At 65.3% G+C, this 15,739-nt stretch carries 17 protein-coding genes; 8 read left to right on the top strand and 9 right to left on the bottom strand.

From position 1 onward, the window contains the following. Positions 1–344: 344 nt before the first annotated feature. The 7 genes from NQ152_RS00865 to NQ152_RS00835 all read left to right on the top strand — a co-directional run bounded on the left by NQ152_RS00865 (position 345) and on the right by NQ152_RS00835 (position 6,766). On the top strand, positions 345–770 hold the full coding sequence (locus NQ152_RS00865) for a hypothetical protein (RefSeq protein WP_257522684.1): 426 nt from the start codon (positions 345–347) through the stop codon (positions 768–770). Between the two features lie 228 nt (positions 771–998). Next, positions 999–2,375: a glutamate decarboxylase gene (locus NQ152_RS00860; protein WP_257522683.1), complete on the top strand. Its 1,377-nt coding sequence runs from the start codon at positions 999–1,001 to the stop codon at positions 2,373–2,375. 9 nt (positions 2,376–2,384) lie between these two features. Continuing rightward, on the top strand, positions 2,385–3,920 hold the full coding sequence (locus NQ152_RS00855) for an amino acid permease (protein WP_257522682.1): 1,536 nt from the start codon (positions 2,385–2,387) through the stop codon (positions 3,918–3,920). A gap of 255 nt (positions 3,921–4,175) precedes the next feature. Then, positions 4,176–4,589, top strand: a complete 414-nt coding sequence (locus tag NQ152_RS00850) for a hypothetical protein (protein WP_257522681.1) — start codon at positions 4,176–4,178, stop codon at positions 4,587–4,589. Positions 4,590–5,236: 647 nt separating this feature from the next. Beyond that, on the top strand, positions 5,237–5,746 hold the full coding sequence (locus NQ152_RS00845; RefSeq protein ID WP_257522680.1) for a hypothetical protein: 510 nt from the start codon (positions 5,237–5,239) through the stop codon (positions 5,744–5,746). 9 nt (positions 5,747–5,755) lie between these two features. After that, on the top strand, positions 5,756–6,424 hold the full coding sequence (locus NQ152_RS00840) for a hypothetical protein (RefSeq protein ID WP_257502595.1): 669 nt from the start codon (positions 5,756–5,758) through the stop codon (positions 6,422–6,424). A 33-nt stretch (positions 6,425–6,457) separates the two neighbouring features. After that, the gene (locus NQ152_RS00835; protein ID WP_257502596.1) at positions 6,458–6,766 is read left to right on the top strand and encodes a hypothetical protein; all 309 of its coding nucleotides are present in this window, start codon (positions 6,458–6,460) and stop codon (positions 6,764–6,766) included. Here the strand turns inward: NQ152_RS00835 and NQ152_RS00830 are convergent. The 3 genes from NQ152_RS00830 to NQ152_RS00820 all read right to left on the bottom strand — a co-directional run bounded on the left by NQ152_RS00830 (position 6,763) and on the right by NQ152_RS00820 (position 8,136). Next, the gene (locus NQ152_RS00830) at positions 6,763–6,924 is read right to left on the bottom strand and encodes a hypothetical protein (RefSeq protein WP_257502597.1); all 162 of its coding nucleotides are present in this window, start codon (positions 6,922–6,924) and stop codon (positions 6,763–6,765) included. The two genes, NQ152_RS00835 and NQ152_RS00830, sit on opposite strands and share 4 nt — an antisense overlap. A 94-nt stretch (positions 6,925–7,018) precedes the next feature. Then, positions 7,019–7,270, bottom strand: a complete 252-nt coding sequence (locus tag NQ152_RS00825; RefSeq protein WP_257522679.1) for a hypothetical protein — start codon at positions 7,268–7,270, stop codon at positions 7,019–7,021. Between the two features lie 50 nt (positions 7,271–7,320). Next, positions 7,321–8,136: an NAD(P)-dependent oxidoreductase gene (locus NQ152_RS00820; RefSeq protein ID WP_257522678.1), complete on the bottom strand. Its 816-nt coding sequence runs from the start codon at positions 8,134–8,136 to the stop codon at positions 7,321–7,323. 106 nt (positions 8,137–8,242) lie between these two features. Here NQ152_RS00820 and NQ152_RS16980 point away from each other — a divergent pair, with 106 nt between their 5' ends. Further along, positions 8,243–9,394: a helix-turn-helix transcriptional regulator gene (locus NQ152_RS16980; RefSeq protein ID WP_306815473.1), complete on the top strand. Its 1,152-nt coding sequence runs from the start codon at positions 8,243–8,245 to the stop codon at positions 9,392–9,394. A gap of 124 nt (positions 9,395–9,518) precedes the next feature. Here NQ152_RS16980 and NQ152_RS00810 read toward each other — a convergent pair whose 3' ends face one another. From NQ152_RS00810 to pyk, 6 genes are all read right to left on the bottom strand, one after another. Further along, positions 9,519–10,493: a hypothetical protein gene (locus NQ152_RS00810; protein WP_257522677.1), complete on the bottom strand. Its 975-nt coding sequence runs from the start codon at positions 10,491–10,493 to the stop codon at positions 9,519–9,521. Beyond that, positions 10,490–10,822, bottom strand: a complete 333-nt coding sequence (locus NQ152_RS00805; protein WP_257522676.1) for a GntR family transcriptional regulator — start codon at positions 10,820–10,822, stop codon at positions 10,490–10,492. Before NQ152_RS00805 ends, NQ152_RS00810 begins: the two co-directional genes overlap by 4 nt. A gap of 85 nt (positions 10,823–10,907) precedes the next feature. Continuing rightward, positions 10,908–12,248, bottom strand: coding sequence for a class I SAM-dependent methyltransferase (locus NQ152_RS00800; protein ID WP_257522675.1), 1,341 nt, complete (start codon positions 12,246–12,248; stop codon positions 10,908–10,910). Continuing rightward, the gene (locus NQ152_RS00795; RefSeq protein WP_257522674.1) at positions 12,245–13,624 is read right to left on the bottom strand and encodes an FAD-binding oxidoreductase; all 1,380 of its coding nucleotides are present in this window, start codon (positions 13,622–13,624) and stop codon (positions 12,245–12,247) included. Before NQ152_RS00795 ends, NQ152_RS00800 begins: the two co-directional genes overlap by 4 nt. A 159-nt stretch (positions 13,625–13,783) precedes the next feature. After that, positions 13,784–14,173 (bottom strand): SHOCT domain-containing protein, encoded by a 390-nt coding sequence (locus tag NQ152_RS00790; protein ID WP_257522673.1) that lies wholly within the window; start codon positions 14,171–14,173, stop codon positions 13,784–13,786. Between the two features lie 70 nt (positions 14,174–14,243). Then, entirely contained in the window at positions 14,244–15,692 is a 1,449-nt protein-coding gene (gene pyk, locus NQ152_RS00785; protein ID WP_257502606.1) for a pyruvate kinase, read from the bottom strand. Positions 15,693–15,739: the final 47 nt, after the last annotated feature.

The raw sequence follows: 15,739 nt of genomic DNA, 5'->3' as shown, positions 1-15,739 counted from the left end.
ATGGGTAGACGACCCATTTGACCCCGGTGCGGTCGTCAAGCCAGCGATCGCGATCAGAGACACCACAAGCACGATCAGGCCACCGACCATCATCACGATGCGAAGGGCCTAGCCATCTCGCGCGGTGCTCTCAGCTTCAACCATGGATGAAGTGTGGTCGCGGCATCCGATCCACGCAAGCAATACCGGCGCACCCGCGACGCTCCGAGCCGCGCCAACGCGAACTGACGCCTTCGATGTCCAGAGGCTGGTTTCGTTTCTACCGGCTTGCTGCTCGCTGCCTCGCCACCGTCATGCGGACGTTGGTCGACCGCCTGTGGTCCGCCTCCCACTAGATTCGCGTGGTGGGTACTCTTCGTGGTGCAGCGTTGGCGCTTATCGTCCTCGTGCTGCCGGCCGCGCTGACCGGCTGTTCTATCGATTCGGTGATCTGGGGGCCGGACGGCGCCCGCGTGATCCAGATAACTGAGGAACTCGTCGACGCCATGGCCGACGGCAATTCGACTGATCTCATCTGTGCGGACTCGGCAGCAGAGCTCGGAGAACCGAGCGATTGGCTCGGCCTGTCGGCGGGCGAGCCCGAGCGCTTCTTCGCAGACTATTGGGACGAGCAGGTGCCGCTGGACCCTCAGTGGAACATCAACCTCGAGGGCCTGCCCGAGGGTCTGACACCCGGCTCCACCTTCCCCGGTGACGTGTTCTACAGAGAGACCGACGACGGCCTTTGCGTGATCGACATCGCATGGTCAACCCTCGTGACCGAGGGCTGAGTTCCGTCCGTATTGCGGGCTGAGAGTGCCTCCTCTGGAGCTCTCCGCCACGGCTGCGACCCGCGCCGCGGCAGCGACTGCAGGCCGTTTCACCGTGGGCCTTATGCCTCTGCTGCAAGCACATGCGCAGGTTTACGGTCGGGCTGAGGGCGAGGCGGAGTGAACTCGCGCCGCCTCATTCTCCTCGGTGACCCACTCAGGCAATTCACGGGACGAACGGGAGAGGCCATGAACGCATTCCAGGCCGATGGCGGCTTGACTCCGCAGTTTGCCCGCCCAGGAGAGGCGACGGTCGCTGCACGCCACGTCATCCCACAGCAGGAGTCCTTGCCGTCCACGGCCAAGCAGATCGTCGATGACGAGACGATGCTCGACGGCAACTCCCGGCTCAACCTCGCCACCTTCGTCGGCACCTGGATGGACGATGACGCCAAACAGGTGTACGAGGCATCCTTCGACAAGAACATGATCGACAAGGACGAGTACCCGCAGACCGCGGCCATCGAGGACAACTGCTGGCACATGCTGGCGAACCTGTGGAACGCGCCGGACGCGTCCCAGAGCATCGGCACGTCCACGATCGGCTCGTCGGAAGCCTGCATGCTGGGCGGACTGGCCTTCAAGCGGCGCTGGCAGCAGTCCCGCCGCGTCGCCGGCAAAGACACGTCCAAGCCGAACCTCGTGATGTCGTCCGCGGTGCAGGTGTGCTGGGAGAAGTTCTGCAACTACTTCGACGTCGAACCCCGCTTCGTGCCGATCAGCATGGACCACAAGACCCTCGACGGGTACGACCTCGAGAAGTACGTCGACGAGAACACCATCGGCGTCGTGGCGATCATGGGAGTCACCTACACCGGCATGTACGAACCGGTTGCTGAGATCGCAAAGGCGCTGGACGAGATCCAGGCCAAGACCGGCCTCGACATCCCGATCCACGTGGACGGCGCGTCCGGCGCGATGATCGCCCCGTTCCTGCAGCCGGACCTGATGTGGGACTTCCGCCTGGAACGCGTGCACTCAATCAGCACCTCGGGCCACAAATACGGGCTGGTGTACCCGGGCTTGGGCTGGGTGGTGTGGCGCCACACGCAGTGGCTGCCGGAGGACCTCGTGTTCCAGGTGAGCTACCTCGGCGGGCAGATGCCGACGTTCGCCCTGAACTTCTCCCGCCCGGGTGCGCAGGTGCTGCTGCAGTACTACATGTTCCTCCGCCTCGGCTTCGAGGGCTACCGCGCCGTGCAGCAGGCCTCGCAGGACGTCGCGAAATACCTCGCAGAAGGCATCGCCAAGATCGGCGCGTTCGAGCTGTGGAACGACGGCAGCGACATCCCCGTCTTCGCGTGGTACCTGAAAGAAGGGCACACGAAGAACTGGAACCTCTACCATCTGCAGGATCGGCTGCGCATGAAGGGCTGGCTCGTGCCTGCCTACCCCATGCCCGACGACTTGAGCGACCTGACGGTGCAGCGCATCGTGGTCCGCAACGGCCTCAGCATGGACCTGGCCGCCGAACTGCTCGAGAGCATCGAGACCGAGACCGCGTACCTCGACGCGCTCGAGTCGGCCATGCCCGTCGAGGGTCAGCACCCGGCCTTCCACCACTAGGCGGCGGAGATGTCGACCAACACGTCGAAGCAGACAGCGGATGACGCGGCGAAGGCCGCGTCGAATCATCCGCTCACGTCCCGCAAGGTCGTCACGAGCTTTTTGGGGGTCGGCCAGCTCGCGCTGCTGACCCTCGTGGTCGTGGCGAGCCTGCGTTCCCTTCCCGCGATGGCCGTATACGGGCTCGGGAGCATCACCCTCTACATCATCCCGGCCGTCCTGTTCCTCATCCCGACGGCACTCGTCGCCGCCGAACTGGCCACCGGGTGGAAAGGCGGCGTCTACGTCTGGGTACGGGAAGCGTTCGGTAACCGTTGGGGGTTTACGGCGGTCTGGCTCCAGTGGATCCAGAACGTCGTCTGGTATCCCACGCAGATCGCCTTCATCGCCGCGGCGCTCGCGTTCGTCTTCGTCGACCCGTCGCTGGCGAACTCCGGGTTGTTCACCGCGATCGTGATCCTCGTGCTGTACTGGGGATCGACGCTCATCACCCTGCGCGGGGGCAACCTCTTCGCCAAACTCGGCTCATGGGGAGGCATCCTCGGCACGCTTCTCCCGGCCGTGCTGCTCATCATCTTCGGCTTCATCTGGCTCGGCACCGGGCAGAAGAGCGAAGTACCGCTGGACGCCTCGGCGATCATCCCACCGTTCACCGGCATCGCGTCCATCGTGCTCATCGTCTCCAATGTGCTCGCGTACGCGGGCATGGAGGTGAACGCCGTTCACGTGAATCAGATGAAGGACCCCGGCAAGGGGTACCCGCGGTCGGTTCTGCTGGCGTCCATCCTCATCCTCGTCGTGTTCATCCTGCCGACGATCGCGATCTCGATCGCCGTCCCCGAGAAGGAGCTGGGGCTCACCAACGGCATCATGCTCGCGTTCCAGGCCTACTTCGACAAGTGGGATCTCGGATGGGGAACCGCGGTGGTGTCCGCGCTGATCGCAGCGGGCGCCCTCGCCTCCGTCATCACGTGGATCGCAGGTCCCTCCAAGGGCCTGCTCGCTGCCGCCGAGACAGGGCTGCTCCCACCGGCCCTGCAGAAGCGCAACAAGGCGGGCGTCCAGTCCGGAATCCTCATGCTGCAGGGCACGATCGTGACGATCCTTGCGGCGATCTTCATCGTGGTGCCCAACGTGAGCGCAGCGTTCGTCGCCCTCGTCGACATGGCCGCGGCGATCTACCTCATCATGTACATGCTCATGTTCGCCGCCGCGATCGTCCTGCGCCGCAAGGAGCCGAACGTCACACGCACCTACCGGGTACCTGCGATGAACCTCGTGGCCGGCGTCGGATTCGTCGGGTGCCTCGCGGCATTCATCCTCGCCTTCATCCCGCCCACCGGATTCACGGCGTTCTCGCCCGCGGTGTACCCGTGGATCGTGGGGTTGGTGATCATCGGGCTGGGCGCGCCGCCGCTGATCTTCTACGCGATGCGACGACCGAGTTGGGACCGCCGAGCGCCCGCCGACAAGGCGCTGCACGCCACCCACGATGAGGACGAGGCCAGCGCCGCACGTAGCCCTCGTGCGCCCTCCCCGCCGTGATGCTCCGGCCGACGGGCAACCGCGGGTCTGTCCGATAAGCCAGGAACGGCGGGAGCAGTGCGGGGCCTCGGCCCCACAGCAGCAGCAGCAGCAGACCACCTGACCATAGGGCCCACGACGACGAGCACCGTTACCCCCGGCGTGGCAGGCGACGCGAATTCGGCGCGAGGCCTTCCGTCCTGGTTGCGTTCAGCCACCGGCGTGCGCACAGCGGAACTGGCGCCTGGGTACACTCCAGGCGTGCGGATACGCCCGATGGACCTCGTGGACGTCTTGGCGTATCTCGTAGTGCTGGGACTGTTCATACAGCTGTTCCCGCAGGTGATCTCCGAATCGTTCCTTGTCGCTCTACTCACAGCCGTCGTGCTGAAGGTAGTTCTCGAGCTCGTTCTGTGGGTCAAGAAGCGGATCGTGTCTCGGATCCGTGGAGCGCAACGCCGATCGATCCGCATCCTCAACGTGGCTGTCCTTCTCCTGGTTCTCCCGGGAAGCAAGCTCATTGTTCTTGAGCTCATCGACTTTCTGTTCGGGGGCGCTGTGCACCTCGGCGGGTTCTTCCAGGTGAGCGCGCTGATCGTGGCGCTGATGCTGGCCCGGGGCGGAATTCGGCGGCTGATCGCTGACCCCGCCGGGCCGGCCGGTGGCGATGATGAATCTAGCGTGCGCTGAGGGACCGACTTGCGAGCGTCAATGGCTCTACCCGGGTTGCCTTCCGCTTGAAGAGCTTGCCCCAGCAGAGTGTGCGAGCTGAACCGTACCGATCAGGACTACTGCTGCACCCGCGAGCAGCAGCAGCCACGATTCGGGGTTCCATCCGCCGAGACCTGTCTCGTCCACGATGACGGCGTGGTTGTACGTCGCAGCGGCGCCAGCGCCGACGACCAGTACGCTCAACAGGATCACGCCGGCCGTCAACCCGCCTTCATCGTCGCCCGAGGCGTGCTTCGGAACGGATTGCCGACTGGCGCCGATCGGATACCGAAGTGATGGGTTCTGTGTGCGTCACGATGCCTCTCCCCCGTCATCCTGTCACCGTATGAAGCAGATCGCGTGGCGTGATCAGTCAACGTGCGGTCAGCCGCGGAGCGCCCGGAGGTATCTGCGGCGCGCGACAGCCCGCGCGATCAAGAGTGCGGGATAGAGCAACCGCCAGCGGAGACTGTCTTCGCTGAGCGTGGAGCGGTGTATCACCAAGTGCAGACGCGCACTCTTTGCGTTAGGAGCACACGCGGCTTCCCCGGATGCAGTTCAGTGTGCTTTCGCGAGGTCGTCCAAAGACGGTCTCGCCCGAATAGAGGTTCAGAACGAAGGTCGTCATGAACACCATCCGCACCGAGGGCTTCGGGTCCATCGAGCTTCTGCGCGCGTCGCTCTCCCTGGGGGTGTCGCCGGGGGATCTGGCGTCCATCATCGTGGACGAAGCCGAGCGCACGATCGCCGAGGCGGGCGGCAGCCGCCACCGCGCGATCGGTCTCGGGCTCAGGCGCATGCAGCGAAATCACCTTCTGACCGAGGCCGACGTGAAGAGGCTGGACCAGGTGAGTCTCGTCGTCTTCCGCGTCGAGGCGGACAAACAGTCGCCCGAGAAGGCCGCTGCCGTCATCGAGGGGCTCTACCGCGAGTCCCTTGACGATCCCACCGCGAGCGAGCTCGGCTCCACGATGGTCGGATCGACGTATTCCGCGCGCAACAGCACCGTGGCCCCGGCAATGGGCCTGTTCGGGATGCTGATCGGCGCGCTCCTGACAGGAGGCTCCGGCGGCATGCTGATCGGCGGACTCGTGGGCTGGGGTGTCGGCAAGGTCTGCGGCGACGAAGAGGATTGAGGTAGGGAAATGGCAATACTCAGGCTCGAATCGATCACGTGCCTCGGCCAGGCCGAGACATTTACGGACGAGCTGTATGTCACGTTCAACGGAACGAAGCGATCGTTGCCCAACATGACCAAGGGCCAGACCAGGTCCCTGAGCGACGAGTTCGAGTTCGACGGGGAGCGTGAGCTCAGTCTTTTCGAGAACGACGGTGACCATTGGTACGACCGGGACGACTTCATCGGTAAGCAGATGATCAGCCCGTCGCCGGCCGACCTCACGCTCCAGTTCAGCGGCAGCGGAAACGCGGGCGGCGCGCGCTACTCCCTGAGCGTGAGCGTCGACCCGCCGCCGCAGTCGGCCATCCTGCGCTTGCGATCAATCACCTGCAACCAGCAGGCCGAGACGTTCACCGACGAGCTCTACGTGACGTTCAACGGCGTGAAACGATCCCTGCCGAACATGACGCAGGGTCAGACGAAGGACCTTCGCGACGAATTCGTGTTCAACGGCGCGCGCGAGCTCACCCTGTTCGAGAACGACGGTGATCACTGGTACGACCGGGACGACTTCATCGCCAAGCACACCATCACCACCGCGCCCAGGGAGTCGACGGTGGGTTTCGTGGCTTCGGGAGGCAATGCCGAGAAGGCTGACTACTCGTTGAGCCTCAGCGTCACTCCCGTTCCGTGACCGCTCGTCGGTCGTGAGAGAAGGAGGGGTGTCATGCCGGTGAGGGAGAAGTTCGTGCGTTCAGGGGAATGGCGAACGCTCGAGACCTTTTGGAATGTGACCACCACGGCGTGGTTTCAGAAGCCCGAGGGTGCCGAACTGAAGATCCGGTACTCGGGGTGGTGGTTCGGTGCAGATCGACAGCGTCAGCGGCTCGATGGAAGCACCGTGAGGCGCCTGGTGGTCAGTCGCTGGTCGGTGTTCACGGCGCGGCTGCAGATTCGGGTGCAGAGCGACGGCACCGTCCTCTACGTCGTCGAGCCGGGCAACGTCGCGAATCTCCCGCCCGAGATCTCGTTCTAGCGCGACGTGGTCCGCTCAACGACCGGCGTCGGTCGCTTGTACTGGTTGATGACCTGGTCGTACTGGTCGTAGGACTTGTGATTCACCATCTGGCGGATGATCGCCTCGATGAGGTCGAGCACATCCCACCACTGGCGGCGTTCGCCGAGGCGCGACATCGCAAGAGTGCACGCTCACCGCGCGACTGACGCGCATCGCCCGCAAAGGGATCCCTCCTTGCAGAGAGGACGGAAAGAGGTGCTCGAGCGGTGATCAGGCTGACTGGTCGCTTGTGTCCTCGACGAGGGTGGTGAGCTCGAGGATCCGCGCTTCGAGGGCACGCAGGAGTGGTTCGCGTCTGGCCGTCTTCAGCGGTTCGCTGATGTAAGACTGCGCAAGTCCTGTGGCGACGAGGCCGGCGTAGCTGCTGTCTTCGATTTCGATGACGAGGTGACTGATGGCGTCGACGTCGTCGGCGACCATTGCGCGGAGAAGTCGTGTCGCGAGAAGATCTGGTCCGTCCATGTCTGTTCGCTCCCTTCGCTGCGGAATTCTAGGAATCGTTCTGGCATTGCTCAAGGGTGTCTACACCCCTGATGCGCGAGGGGTTTCCTCGTTCGGTTAGCGCTCGCATCTGAATCGTGCTCAAGAAGCGATTGCGGAGACATCGACCAGACTTCGCCTTCGCGGTCATCTCGGCGGGCACTTTGATCGCTCGCTGGCAATTCGGCCCGCAGGAGGACCCGCTTCCGGTCGATCCAGCGGGGAGTGAACAACATCGGCGCTTCGCGAAGGTGGGCCACGGTTTCGGCGAGTTCGAGCAGGGTGGATGCCGCATCCCCGACGCGCACGGAGGCTATTGGACCGAGGGCGAATCTGCCGGTCACCGCCCGGCCTGAGGTCGAGCCGTTCACGATTCGCGGGATTCGGATGAGGGTCCAGGCGAGATCGTCGGTTGCCCGAAGAAGTTCGCCGAGCGCCTCACCGTGGGCGAGCAGGGGACGGCAACGCAGCGCCAGGAAGGCCCTGACGACAGTTTTGGCGGGGTTTCCCGGGTCGCCGGGGAAGTCGATGTGGAAGCCTTGGAGCACGACAAGCCGGTCAGGTCCATCTGCGCGCATCGCCGTGACGATGTTCGCGGTGCCCGCGGAGATGCTCTCTGGTCCGCGATAGCCCCCGAGGGTGGAGACGACGACATCGGCCCCGGCGATCGTCCTCGCCACGGCATCCGCATCGAAGGCGTCTCCTGACACGACTTCGACGTGCGCCAGCGGAGAGCCCGGATCGGACCGCCCTCTCACGAGCGCTCGCACGGAGTGGCCCCGCTGCGTCGCAAGCTGCACCAGCGCTCCTCCGGCACGGCCCGCGCCTCCGAATACCGCGATCTTCATGGCCCGCTCCCTCTGATCGTGAGCCGAACCTACGTCCGCGACGCCGGCGGGCCAATGCCAGAAATCAGCCATACTGCGCACCGGGCGCGGTGATTACCCTGGTGTCATGACTGTCGGCCAGACGGAACGGGCGATCGAGAAGGTCGGAGATCTTGCGGCGACGTCGATGGACCTGGCGTCGTTCTGGCGCTCGTGCACCGAGGTCATCTCCGCTGTGGTGCCGCACTACTGGGCACCCTGCTTCTTCACCCTCGACCCTGCTTCGCTGCTGATCACCAGCCACTTCCACGAAGGTCTCGAAGAGTTCCCCGCCGCAGCACTCGCGCACGAGTACTACGGCGATGACGTGAACAAGCTCATCGACATCGTTCGCTCCCCAGGCGGGTTGTCAACCATCCACGAGGCCACGGACGGCGACCCGAGCAGCAGTCCGCGCTGGCAGTTCAACATGACGATGGGTGGAGATCAGGAGCTGATCGCACGCCTGCGCACGAAGCAGGGTGAGACCTGGGGCGCCCTCGGGCTGTACCGCGAGCCGGGCGCTCCGACGTTCAGTGAAGCAGACAAGCAGTTTCTGCGTGCGATTGGACCGAAGCTCGCCACCGGCGCGCGACGCGCGATGACGGTCGGCGAAGCGACCGACCCCGAGTCGCTTGAGGGCCCGGGGCTCCTGGTGATCGATGACGCCTGGGAAGTGTGTTCCGCCACCGCAGGAGCGGAGCATTGGCTCTCGCTACTGCCGGATGGCGACCGTAGGGTCGGGCGACTCCCGTCGGCTGTCGTCGCCGTGGCGGCGCACAGCCTGCAGCGCGTCACCGACCGCGGTCTCGTGACCGTCGCGTTCTCCCGGGTCCTCGCGGACGACGGTACCTGGATTCTGCTGCACGGTGCGCCGCTCAGCGGTGATGATCGGCAACGAGTCGCGGTGATCATCGAACCCGCGCACCCGGCCCGGATCTATCCGCTCCTGATGTCTGCGTACGGCCTGACCGAGCGAGAACGCGAGGTCGTTGAGCTCGTCCTGACGGGCTACTCCACCAACGAGATCGCCACGGAACTGTTCGTCTCACCGCTCACGGTTCAAAACCACCTGCAGAACGTGTTCGCGAAGGCCGGAGTGCGCAGCCGGCGTGACCTGGTGGCGAAGATCTACTTCACGCACTACGAGCCGCGATTTCGCGACAACGAGCAGCGAGTGCTCCGCGACGAACCAGTCCGGGGCGGCCCCATCGGCGGATGGGGCCCGGGAACTCAGTGACGCGCGGACTCGCTTCAGCTTTGCCGCGAGTTGCCACCCATCGATACGTGCGCGCCCACTTGGCGGTCCGTCAGTGAGGCGATTGTCAACGTCTGTACGAGCGAATGAGCACGTGTGTCTGATGTCACGCTCGCGAAGCGTCGTCCTTACCGGCGAGGTTGAGGAGGATGCTCGCTGGTTCCTCCGCGCCGTCGAGGGTGATCGCGAACTGCTTGCCGTTCTGCCGGGTGAACACCAGCCCGGGGCCCGCCCTCAGGATGATCGCGGACCGCCCTGGCATGATTCGAAACCCCCAGCCACCCCACTGCATAGGTTCCAGCACGGCCACCTCAACAGCCGCAATGTCTTCGGGGGCGATTCGCTTGAGGGGAATACCGAACAGGAGCGACGTGACGCGAAAGCCCCTCCAGTCCACGGTGACCCGGAACGCACAGAAGAGGGCGACAAGTAAGAACGCCCCGAGAAAGGGGATCATCGCCCAGCTCGCTGCCTCGATACCGTCACGAAGGATGGGCATCAAGAAGAGCAGGACTCCCATGATGAGCACCACGACGGTTATCGAAATGAACAACCAGGATGACACGGTGCGGCTCCAAGCGACCGTGTGCATCGGAGCAAGGGTCATCGGTTTCACCGCAACCGGGTCCCGGACGGTCACGGCTGGACCGCTCGGCGAGGGGAACAGCGCCAGAGGCACGAATGCGTAGAACGGCGCGATCAAGGTCGGAATGATCCACGCGCCAAGCTCCACCGTGTACGGGTCGGCGACATCGAGTGACGGAGCAGTGCTCCCCAGCCACATGCCGAACACGAACGCACCGGTGGCAGCCGTATTGCCACCGATGGCACGCTGCTCCCACTTGCCCGACATCGGAATCAAAAGCAGAATCGTACCGATCAGTGCCGCACCAATGGCGACCGCCACCAGCCACCCCAGGAATGTCGCGGCATCCGTCGCCGAATCAGCGGGACCGCTGTTTCCCCAGTGTGTCGGCAGCTGGCCCGGCAAGCGGCCGCTCCATAGCGCCCAGGTACTGAGAATGGCCGCGGCAGGCAGCCACAAGGAGACGATCGCCAGGGCTTTCCGTAGCCCGATCATGCGGCGCCGCCCATGAGCCGATCGATCCGGGCATGCAGGTCCTGCACAGAAATGCCAAGCTTTCGCGCCTCCGCTGCAAGTTGCGCGGCCAGCTCACCCACGCGCAAAGATGCTGCTCCTGCGTCATCTCGCACGAATGCCCCGCGGCCTTGTCTCATCGCTATCAATTCCTCATCCCGCAACTGTTGATACGCCCGCAGCACCGTGTGCATGTTGACCTGCAGCGACACCGATAACTCCCGCGCCGGGGGCAGCCGTTCACCGGGGGCAAGATCGCCAGAAGCGATCGCGGCACGCACCTGTACAGCGATCTGTTCGGCCAGCGTCACCCCCGACCGCTGCAGGCTCACACAATCGCGGCACGGAGCGTGGCGGAGTTGAGATGAGGATCGCGGCGACTCCGGCCGCATGCCGCTATGGTGTCCACCACGGCCGCAGCGGAAGGTCGGCATCGTCGCTGTTCCCCGGGGAGTTGACGGCGAGAACGTGGTGCAGCTCGATCCCGCCCGATTCGAAGGCGAGCCGTGATCCGGCCATGTACAGGCCCCACACCTTCGCAGCGGGCAGTCCGATCTCGGTGACCGCTTCGTCCCAGTGCTCGACGAGGTTCGCGCACCAGTCACGGAGCGTCAGTGCGTAGTGAGGGCGCAGGTTCTCCTCGTGCAGCACTTCGAGCCCGGCATCCTGTGCCTCGGTGATGATGCGACCGGAACCGGTCAGCTCTCCGTCCGGGAAGACGTAGCGGTCGATGAACCCCCGCGCCGCGGGCTCGGTCTTGTTGTCACTGCGGGTGATGCAGTGGTTGAGCAGCAGGCCTCCCGGGCGTATCCGCGAGCGCAGGAAGCGGAAGTACGCCGGGTAGTTGCGCACCCCGATGTGCTCGAGCAGCCCGATCGACGACACCGCGTCGAAACCGGTCTCGGCGATACCGCGGTAGTCGCCGTACCGCACATCAGCATGCTCCAGCCCTTCGCCGGCGATGGCGCGCTGCGCCCACCCGGCCTGCTCCTGCGACAGCGTCACTCCGAGGGCGTGGACACCCCGACGAGCGGCGTAGCGCACCATGCCGCCCCAGCCGCACCCGACGTCGAGCAGCCGGTCCCCCGGCTTCAGCCGCAGCTTGTCGAACACGAGGCGGTACTTGTTCTCCTGTGCCTCCTCGAGCGAAGCGTCGAGGTGCGGGTAGCACGCGCACGTGTAGGTCATCGATGGGCCGAGCACCCACTCGTAGAAGGTGTTCGAGACGTCGTAGTGGTGGTGGATCGCCTGCGCATCGCGTGACTTGCTGTGCCGCAAGCCACCGGCGATGCGCTTCCAGCGCGGGGGCACCTCCTGCGGCGGCGGCGCGACCGGGCGCAGATGCTCGACGCCGATCGAGCGGATGATCCGGGCCATGAGCCGCGGCGATGGTCGCGTGAACTCAAGGCTCTCGAGCGTCTTGAGCAGCTCGTACGGGTCGCCGGGGTGCACACCTCGGATGTCGAGATCGCCTGCGATGTAGGCACGCGCGAGCCCCAGATCGCCGAACCCGGTGACGAGATAGGTCGTGCCGCGGGGTGTCTTCAGGTCAAGGGCGAAGGGCGCGTCGGGAGGTCCGGCCGTGCTGCCGTCATACGCGGTGAAGCGCAGCGGCAGCCGGCCCGCCGTGAAGATCTCGAGCACCTCGGCGAGCGTGAGTTCTCCGGACTCCGCGTCGCCCGTCACGGCCGCGCCGCCATCGGCCGAGGCATCCGTCCGTTCCTTGGATGTGGTCATCGTCGTTGCACCGCCTTCTGATAGAGGTCGAGCAGTCTCGCGTCGGGGTCGTACCGCCTTTTCGCCGCTCGATAGTCGGCCCCGCCGTAGAGCGAGTCGAAGTCCTCCCGTGAATAGAACGCGTCGGAGTACAGCGATTTGTGCCCGTCGAGCTCGCGCACCTTCTGCTCGATCAGCCGATTCGTCTCGCCTTGGGTCGCCCCGACCGGCACGGTGGACCAGAAGCCGACGTTGACGTAGGTCGCGGCTGGATGCAGCGGGTAGAGCGGCCACGCTTCATGGTCGCGCAATCGCAGCGGACAGAGCCAGATCGGCGTGATCGGCACGTTCCCGAGAAACCATTCGACAAAATCGGCGCACCGGGCGATCGGCACTTCGATGTCCTGAATCACGCGCTCGCGCGCGGGGCGCCCGTGCAGCTTCTCCAGGCGATCGCCGATGTCGAATCGGCGTTCCAGCCCCATCAGCCTGCTGTACGTGGCGCTGCGGAGGTAGCGCCGGGGCCACACGCGACGGACGAGGGGGTGTTGCGCCCCGAACGCCGCCGAGCACCAGAACCAGTCGGTGTCCCACCGCCAGAGGTAGTCGTGGATGGTGAGCCGGTCGGCTTTCCCGGCGTCGTCGTGCCGGATGGACCGGTAATAGATTTGTCGACCCGTGTAGTCGCTGACCGCGCCGGGCACGGAGCTCTTCGTCCCGACGCACAGGTAGCTCTCGTCGGCGCCGAACACCACGCCGTCGAGATAGTCCACCGCCACGTCGTCCAGGCAACGCGACGCGACGATGCGGTCCATCGCCGCCATCAGATCGGCGATCGTGTGAAAGCGTACGTGCCGGAGGGTCACGAACGGCTGGACCGTCTCGAGTTCGATGCGCAGACGCACCGCGTAGCCGAGAGTGCCGTATGAATTGGGGAACGTTCGGTACAGGTCGGCGTGCTCGCTCGGGGATGCCGTGATCACCTCCCCCGCGCCGGTGAGGATGTCCATCTCAAGCACCGATTCATGCGGCAGCCCGCTTCGGAACGACGTCGACTCGATGCCCAGGCCGGTGACCGCTCCGCCAAGCGTGATCGTCCTCAGTTGCGGCACGACGAGGGGTGCCAACCCCTGCGGCAGTGTCGCGGCGAGGAGATCCTCGTAGGTGCACATGCCGGCGACGTCCGCCGTGCGGCCCTCAGGATCGACGCCGATGACTCCCGTCAACCCTGACGTGTCCAGGCCAGGGGCGGCAGTTTCCGAACGCGAGCGGAACAGGTTCGAGGTGCGCTTGGCGAGCCGGACCTGCGCGCCCGGCGGCAGCGCCCAGTAGCTCTCGAGCAGCCGCCGCACGCCGGCGGCGTGCGCGGTGCGTGCATCGGTCGCGGGTGCGGACACGACCCCACGCTAGTCCGCGGCAGGGTTCAGGTGAAGGATTCCGCTCCCCGCCGGTCTAGGGGCGTTTCACATCCGCCGCGGCACGTCGACGTCCACCGCGCGGGGTCGGACGCATCCGCAGAACGGCGGGCTGACCGGGTGGGGGCGCCAGCACGGCGCTCAGGCGCCGAAGTACTGGTTGCCCAGCGCCTTGCTCTTGAGCGCGTCGAATTCGCCCTGGCTTATGGTCCCGGCATCCAGCAGAGCCTTGGCCTGGGCGATGTCGGATGCCGGCGTGCGCGACGAGGCGGGGCGATAGTCATCCGCCTCCGCCACGGTGCGGTATCCGCCGCCGCTGCGCTCGGCCATGCCCTTGCCGCGCGCTATCACGTACACCAGGGCGGTCAGGAACGGCAGGAAGACCAGGAAGATGATCCACAGTGCTTTGAACCAGCCGTTGAGCTCCTCGTCGCGGAAAAGATCCCCGATCACCAGGACGACGACGAAGATGTAGGCCGTGAAATAGCAGATCCACAGCAGGATCCAGAGGAAGTCTCCGAAGAAGTTCATCGCGGGCACCCCTAACGAGAATGATCGCGCTCAGCCTAGCGAGCGGGATCATTCTCGGATACGGGGGCCGTCACTCGCGCGACTGGTAGATGGGAGCCTTCCCGTGGACGGCGTCGCCGATCTTGTGAATGCGGATGTCGTTGGTCGAGCCGATGATCCCTGGAGGGGAACCGGAGATGACCACGACCTTGTCGCCGACCTTCGCGAGGTCGTTGGAGAGGAAGTAGTCGTCGACCTGGATGAACATGCGGTCCGTGTGGGCGACGTGCTCCACGAGGGTCGACTGTATGCCCCAGGTGAGCGCCATGCGGCGGCGGATGGCAGGATCGGGGGTGAAGCTGATCATCGGGAATCGCGGCCGCAGGCGGGACATGCGGCGTGCCGTGTCGCCGGACTCGGTGAAGATGCAGACGTACTTGGCATCGACGAAGTCGGCAACTTCCATGGCAGCGAGCGTGATGGCCCCGCCCTGCGTGCGCGGCTTCGTGTTCAGCGGTGCGATGCGTTCCAGGCCGTGATCCTCGGTCGACGCGATGATCCTGGCCATCGTCTCGACCACGACGACCGGGTACTTGCCCACACTGGTCTCTCCGGAGAGCATGACCGCGTCGGCGCCGTCAAGGACCGCGTTGGCGACGTCCGAGGTCTCGGCACGGGTGGGGACGGGGTTGTCGATCATCGACTCGAGCATCTGCGTCGCGACGATGACGGGCTTGGCCATCCGTCGGCACAGCTCGACGGCCCGCTTCTGGACGATCGGCACCGCTTCCAGCGGAAGCTCGACGCCCAGGTCGCCACGGGCGACCATGATGCCGTCGAACGCGTCGATGATCTCCTCGAGGTGATCGACGGCCTGCGGCTTCTCGATCTTGGCGATCACGGGGACGCGACGTCCCTCTTCGGCCATGATGACGTGCACGCGCTGCACGTCCTTGGCGTCGCGCACGAACGACAGGGCGATGATGTCCGCGCCGATGCGCAGGCCCCAGCGCAGGTCGTCCTCGTCCTTCTCCGACAGTGCGGGAACGTTGACGGCGACGCCGGGGAGGTTGATGCCCTTGTTGTTGGACACCGGGCCGGCCACCAGCACCTTGGTCGTGACGACCGTGCCGTCGGTCTCGACGACCTCGACCTTGACCTTGCCGTCGTCGATCAGCAGGAAATCGCCGGGGTGGACATCGGCCGGCAGACCCTTGTACGTCGTGGAGACGAGCTCCTTGGTGCCGGGGACGTCGTCCACGGTGATCTTGAAGATGTCGCCGACGGCGAGATCATGCGGGCCGTCGGCGAACTTGCCGAGCCGGATCTTGGGCCCCTGCAGGTCGACCAGGATGGCAACAGCGCGGCCGGCATCGTCGGCCGCCTTGCGCACGTTGGCGAAGTTCGTCTCGTGCACGGTGTGATCTCCGTGGCTGAGGTTCATGCGTGCGACGTCGACACCCGCATCGATGATCGCTCGGACCTGCTCGTATGTGGAGGTGGCGGGTCCCAACGTGGCGACGATCTTGGCACGTCTCATCGGTAATTTCACTCCGAGTGCTTCAGTGGGGGTGCGGCAGAGTTGCC

It is taken from the genome of Microbacterium sp. zg.B48 (assembly GCF_024623505.1).
Classification (GTDB): domain Bacteria; phylum Actinomycetota; class Actinomycetes; order Actinomycetales; family Microbacteriaceae; genus Microbacterium.
Note: the sequence above shows the minus strand (reverse complement) of the source record. Positions and strands in the feature narration are given on the sequence as shown.

Coding starts and splice junctions, on each gene's coding strand:
- NQ152_RS00860 (WP_257522683.1), top strand. CDS start 999: ATGAACGCATTCCAGGCCGATGGCGGCTTGACTCCGCAGTTTGCCCGC.
- NQ152_RS00855 (WP_257522682.1), top strand. CDS start 2,385: ATGTCGACCAACACGTCGAAGCAGACAGCGGATGACGCGGCGAAGGCC.
- NQ152_RS00850 (WP_257522681.1), top strand. CDS start 4,176: ATGGACCTCGTGGACGTCTTGGCGTATCTCGTAGTGCTGGGACTGTTC.
- NQ152_RS00845 (WP_257522680.1), top strand. CDS start 5,237: ATGAACACCATCCGCACCGAGGGCTTCGGGTCCATCGAGCTTCTGCGC.
- NQ152_RS00840 (WP_257502595.1), top strand. CDS start 5,756: ATGGCAATACTCAGGCTCGAATCGATCACGTGCCTCGGCCAGGCCGAG.
- NQ152_RS00835 (WP_257502596.1), top strand. CDS start 6,458: ATGCCGGTGAGGGAGAAGTTCGTGCGTTCAGGGGAATGGCGAACGCTC.
- NQ152_RS00830 (WP_257502597.1), bottom strand. CDS start 6,924: ATGTCGCGCCTCGGCGAACGCCGCCAGTGGTGGGATGTGCTCGACCTC.
- NQ152_RS00825 (WP_257522679.1), bottom strand. CDS start 7,270: ATGGACGGACCAGATCTTCTCGCGACACGACTTCTCCGCGCAATGGTC.
- NQ152_RS00820 (WP_257522678.1), bottom strand. CDS start 8,136: ATGAAGATCGCGGTATTCGGAGGCGCGGGCCGTGCCGGAGGAGCGCTG.
- NQ152_RS16980 (WP_306815473.1), top strand. CDS start 8,243: ATGACTGTCGGCCAGACGGAACGGGCGATCGAGAAGGTCGGAGATCTT.
- NQ152_RS00810 (WP_257522677.1), bottom strand. CDS start 10,493: ATGATCGGGCTACGGAAAGCCCTGGCGATCGTCTCCTTGTGGCTGCCT.
- NQ152_RS00800 (WP_257522675.1), bottom strand. CDS start 12,248: ATGACCACATCCAAGGAACGGACGGATGCCTCGGCCGATGGCGGCGCG.
- NQ152_RS00790 (WP_257522673.1), bottom strand. CDS start 14,173: ATGAACTTCTTCGGAGACTTCCTCTGGATCCTGCTGTGGATCTGCTAT.
- pyk (WP_257502606.1), bottom strand. CDS start 15,692: ATGAGACGTGCCAAGATCGTCGCCACGTTGGGACCCGCCACCTCCACA.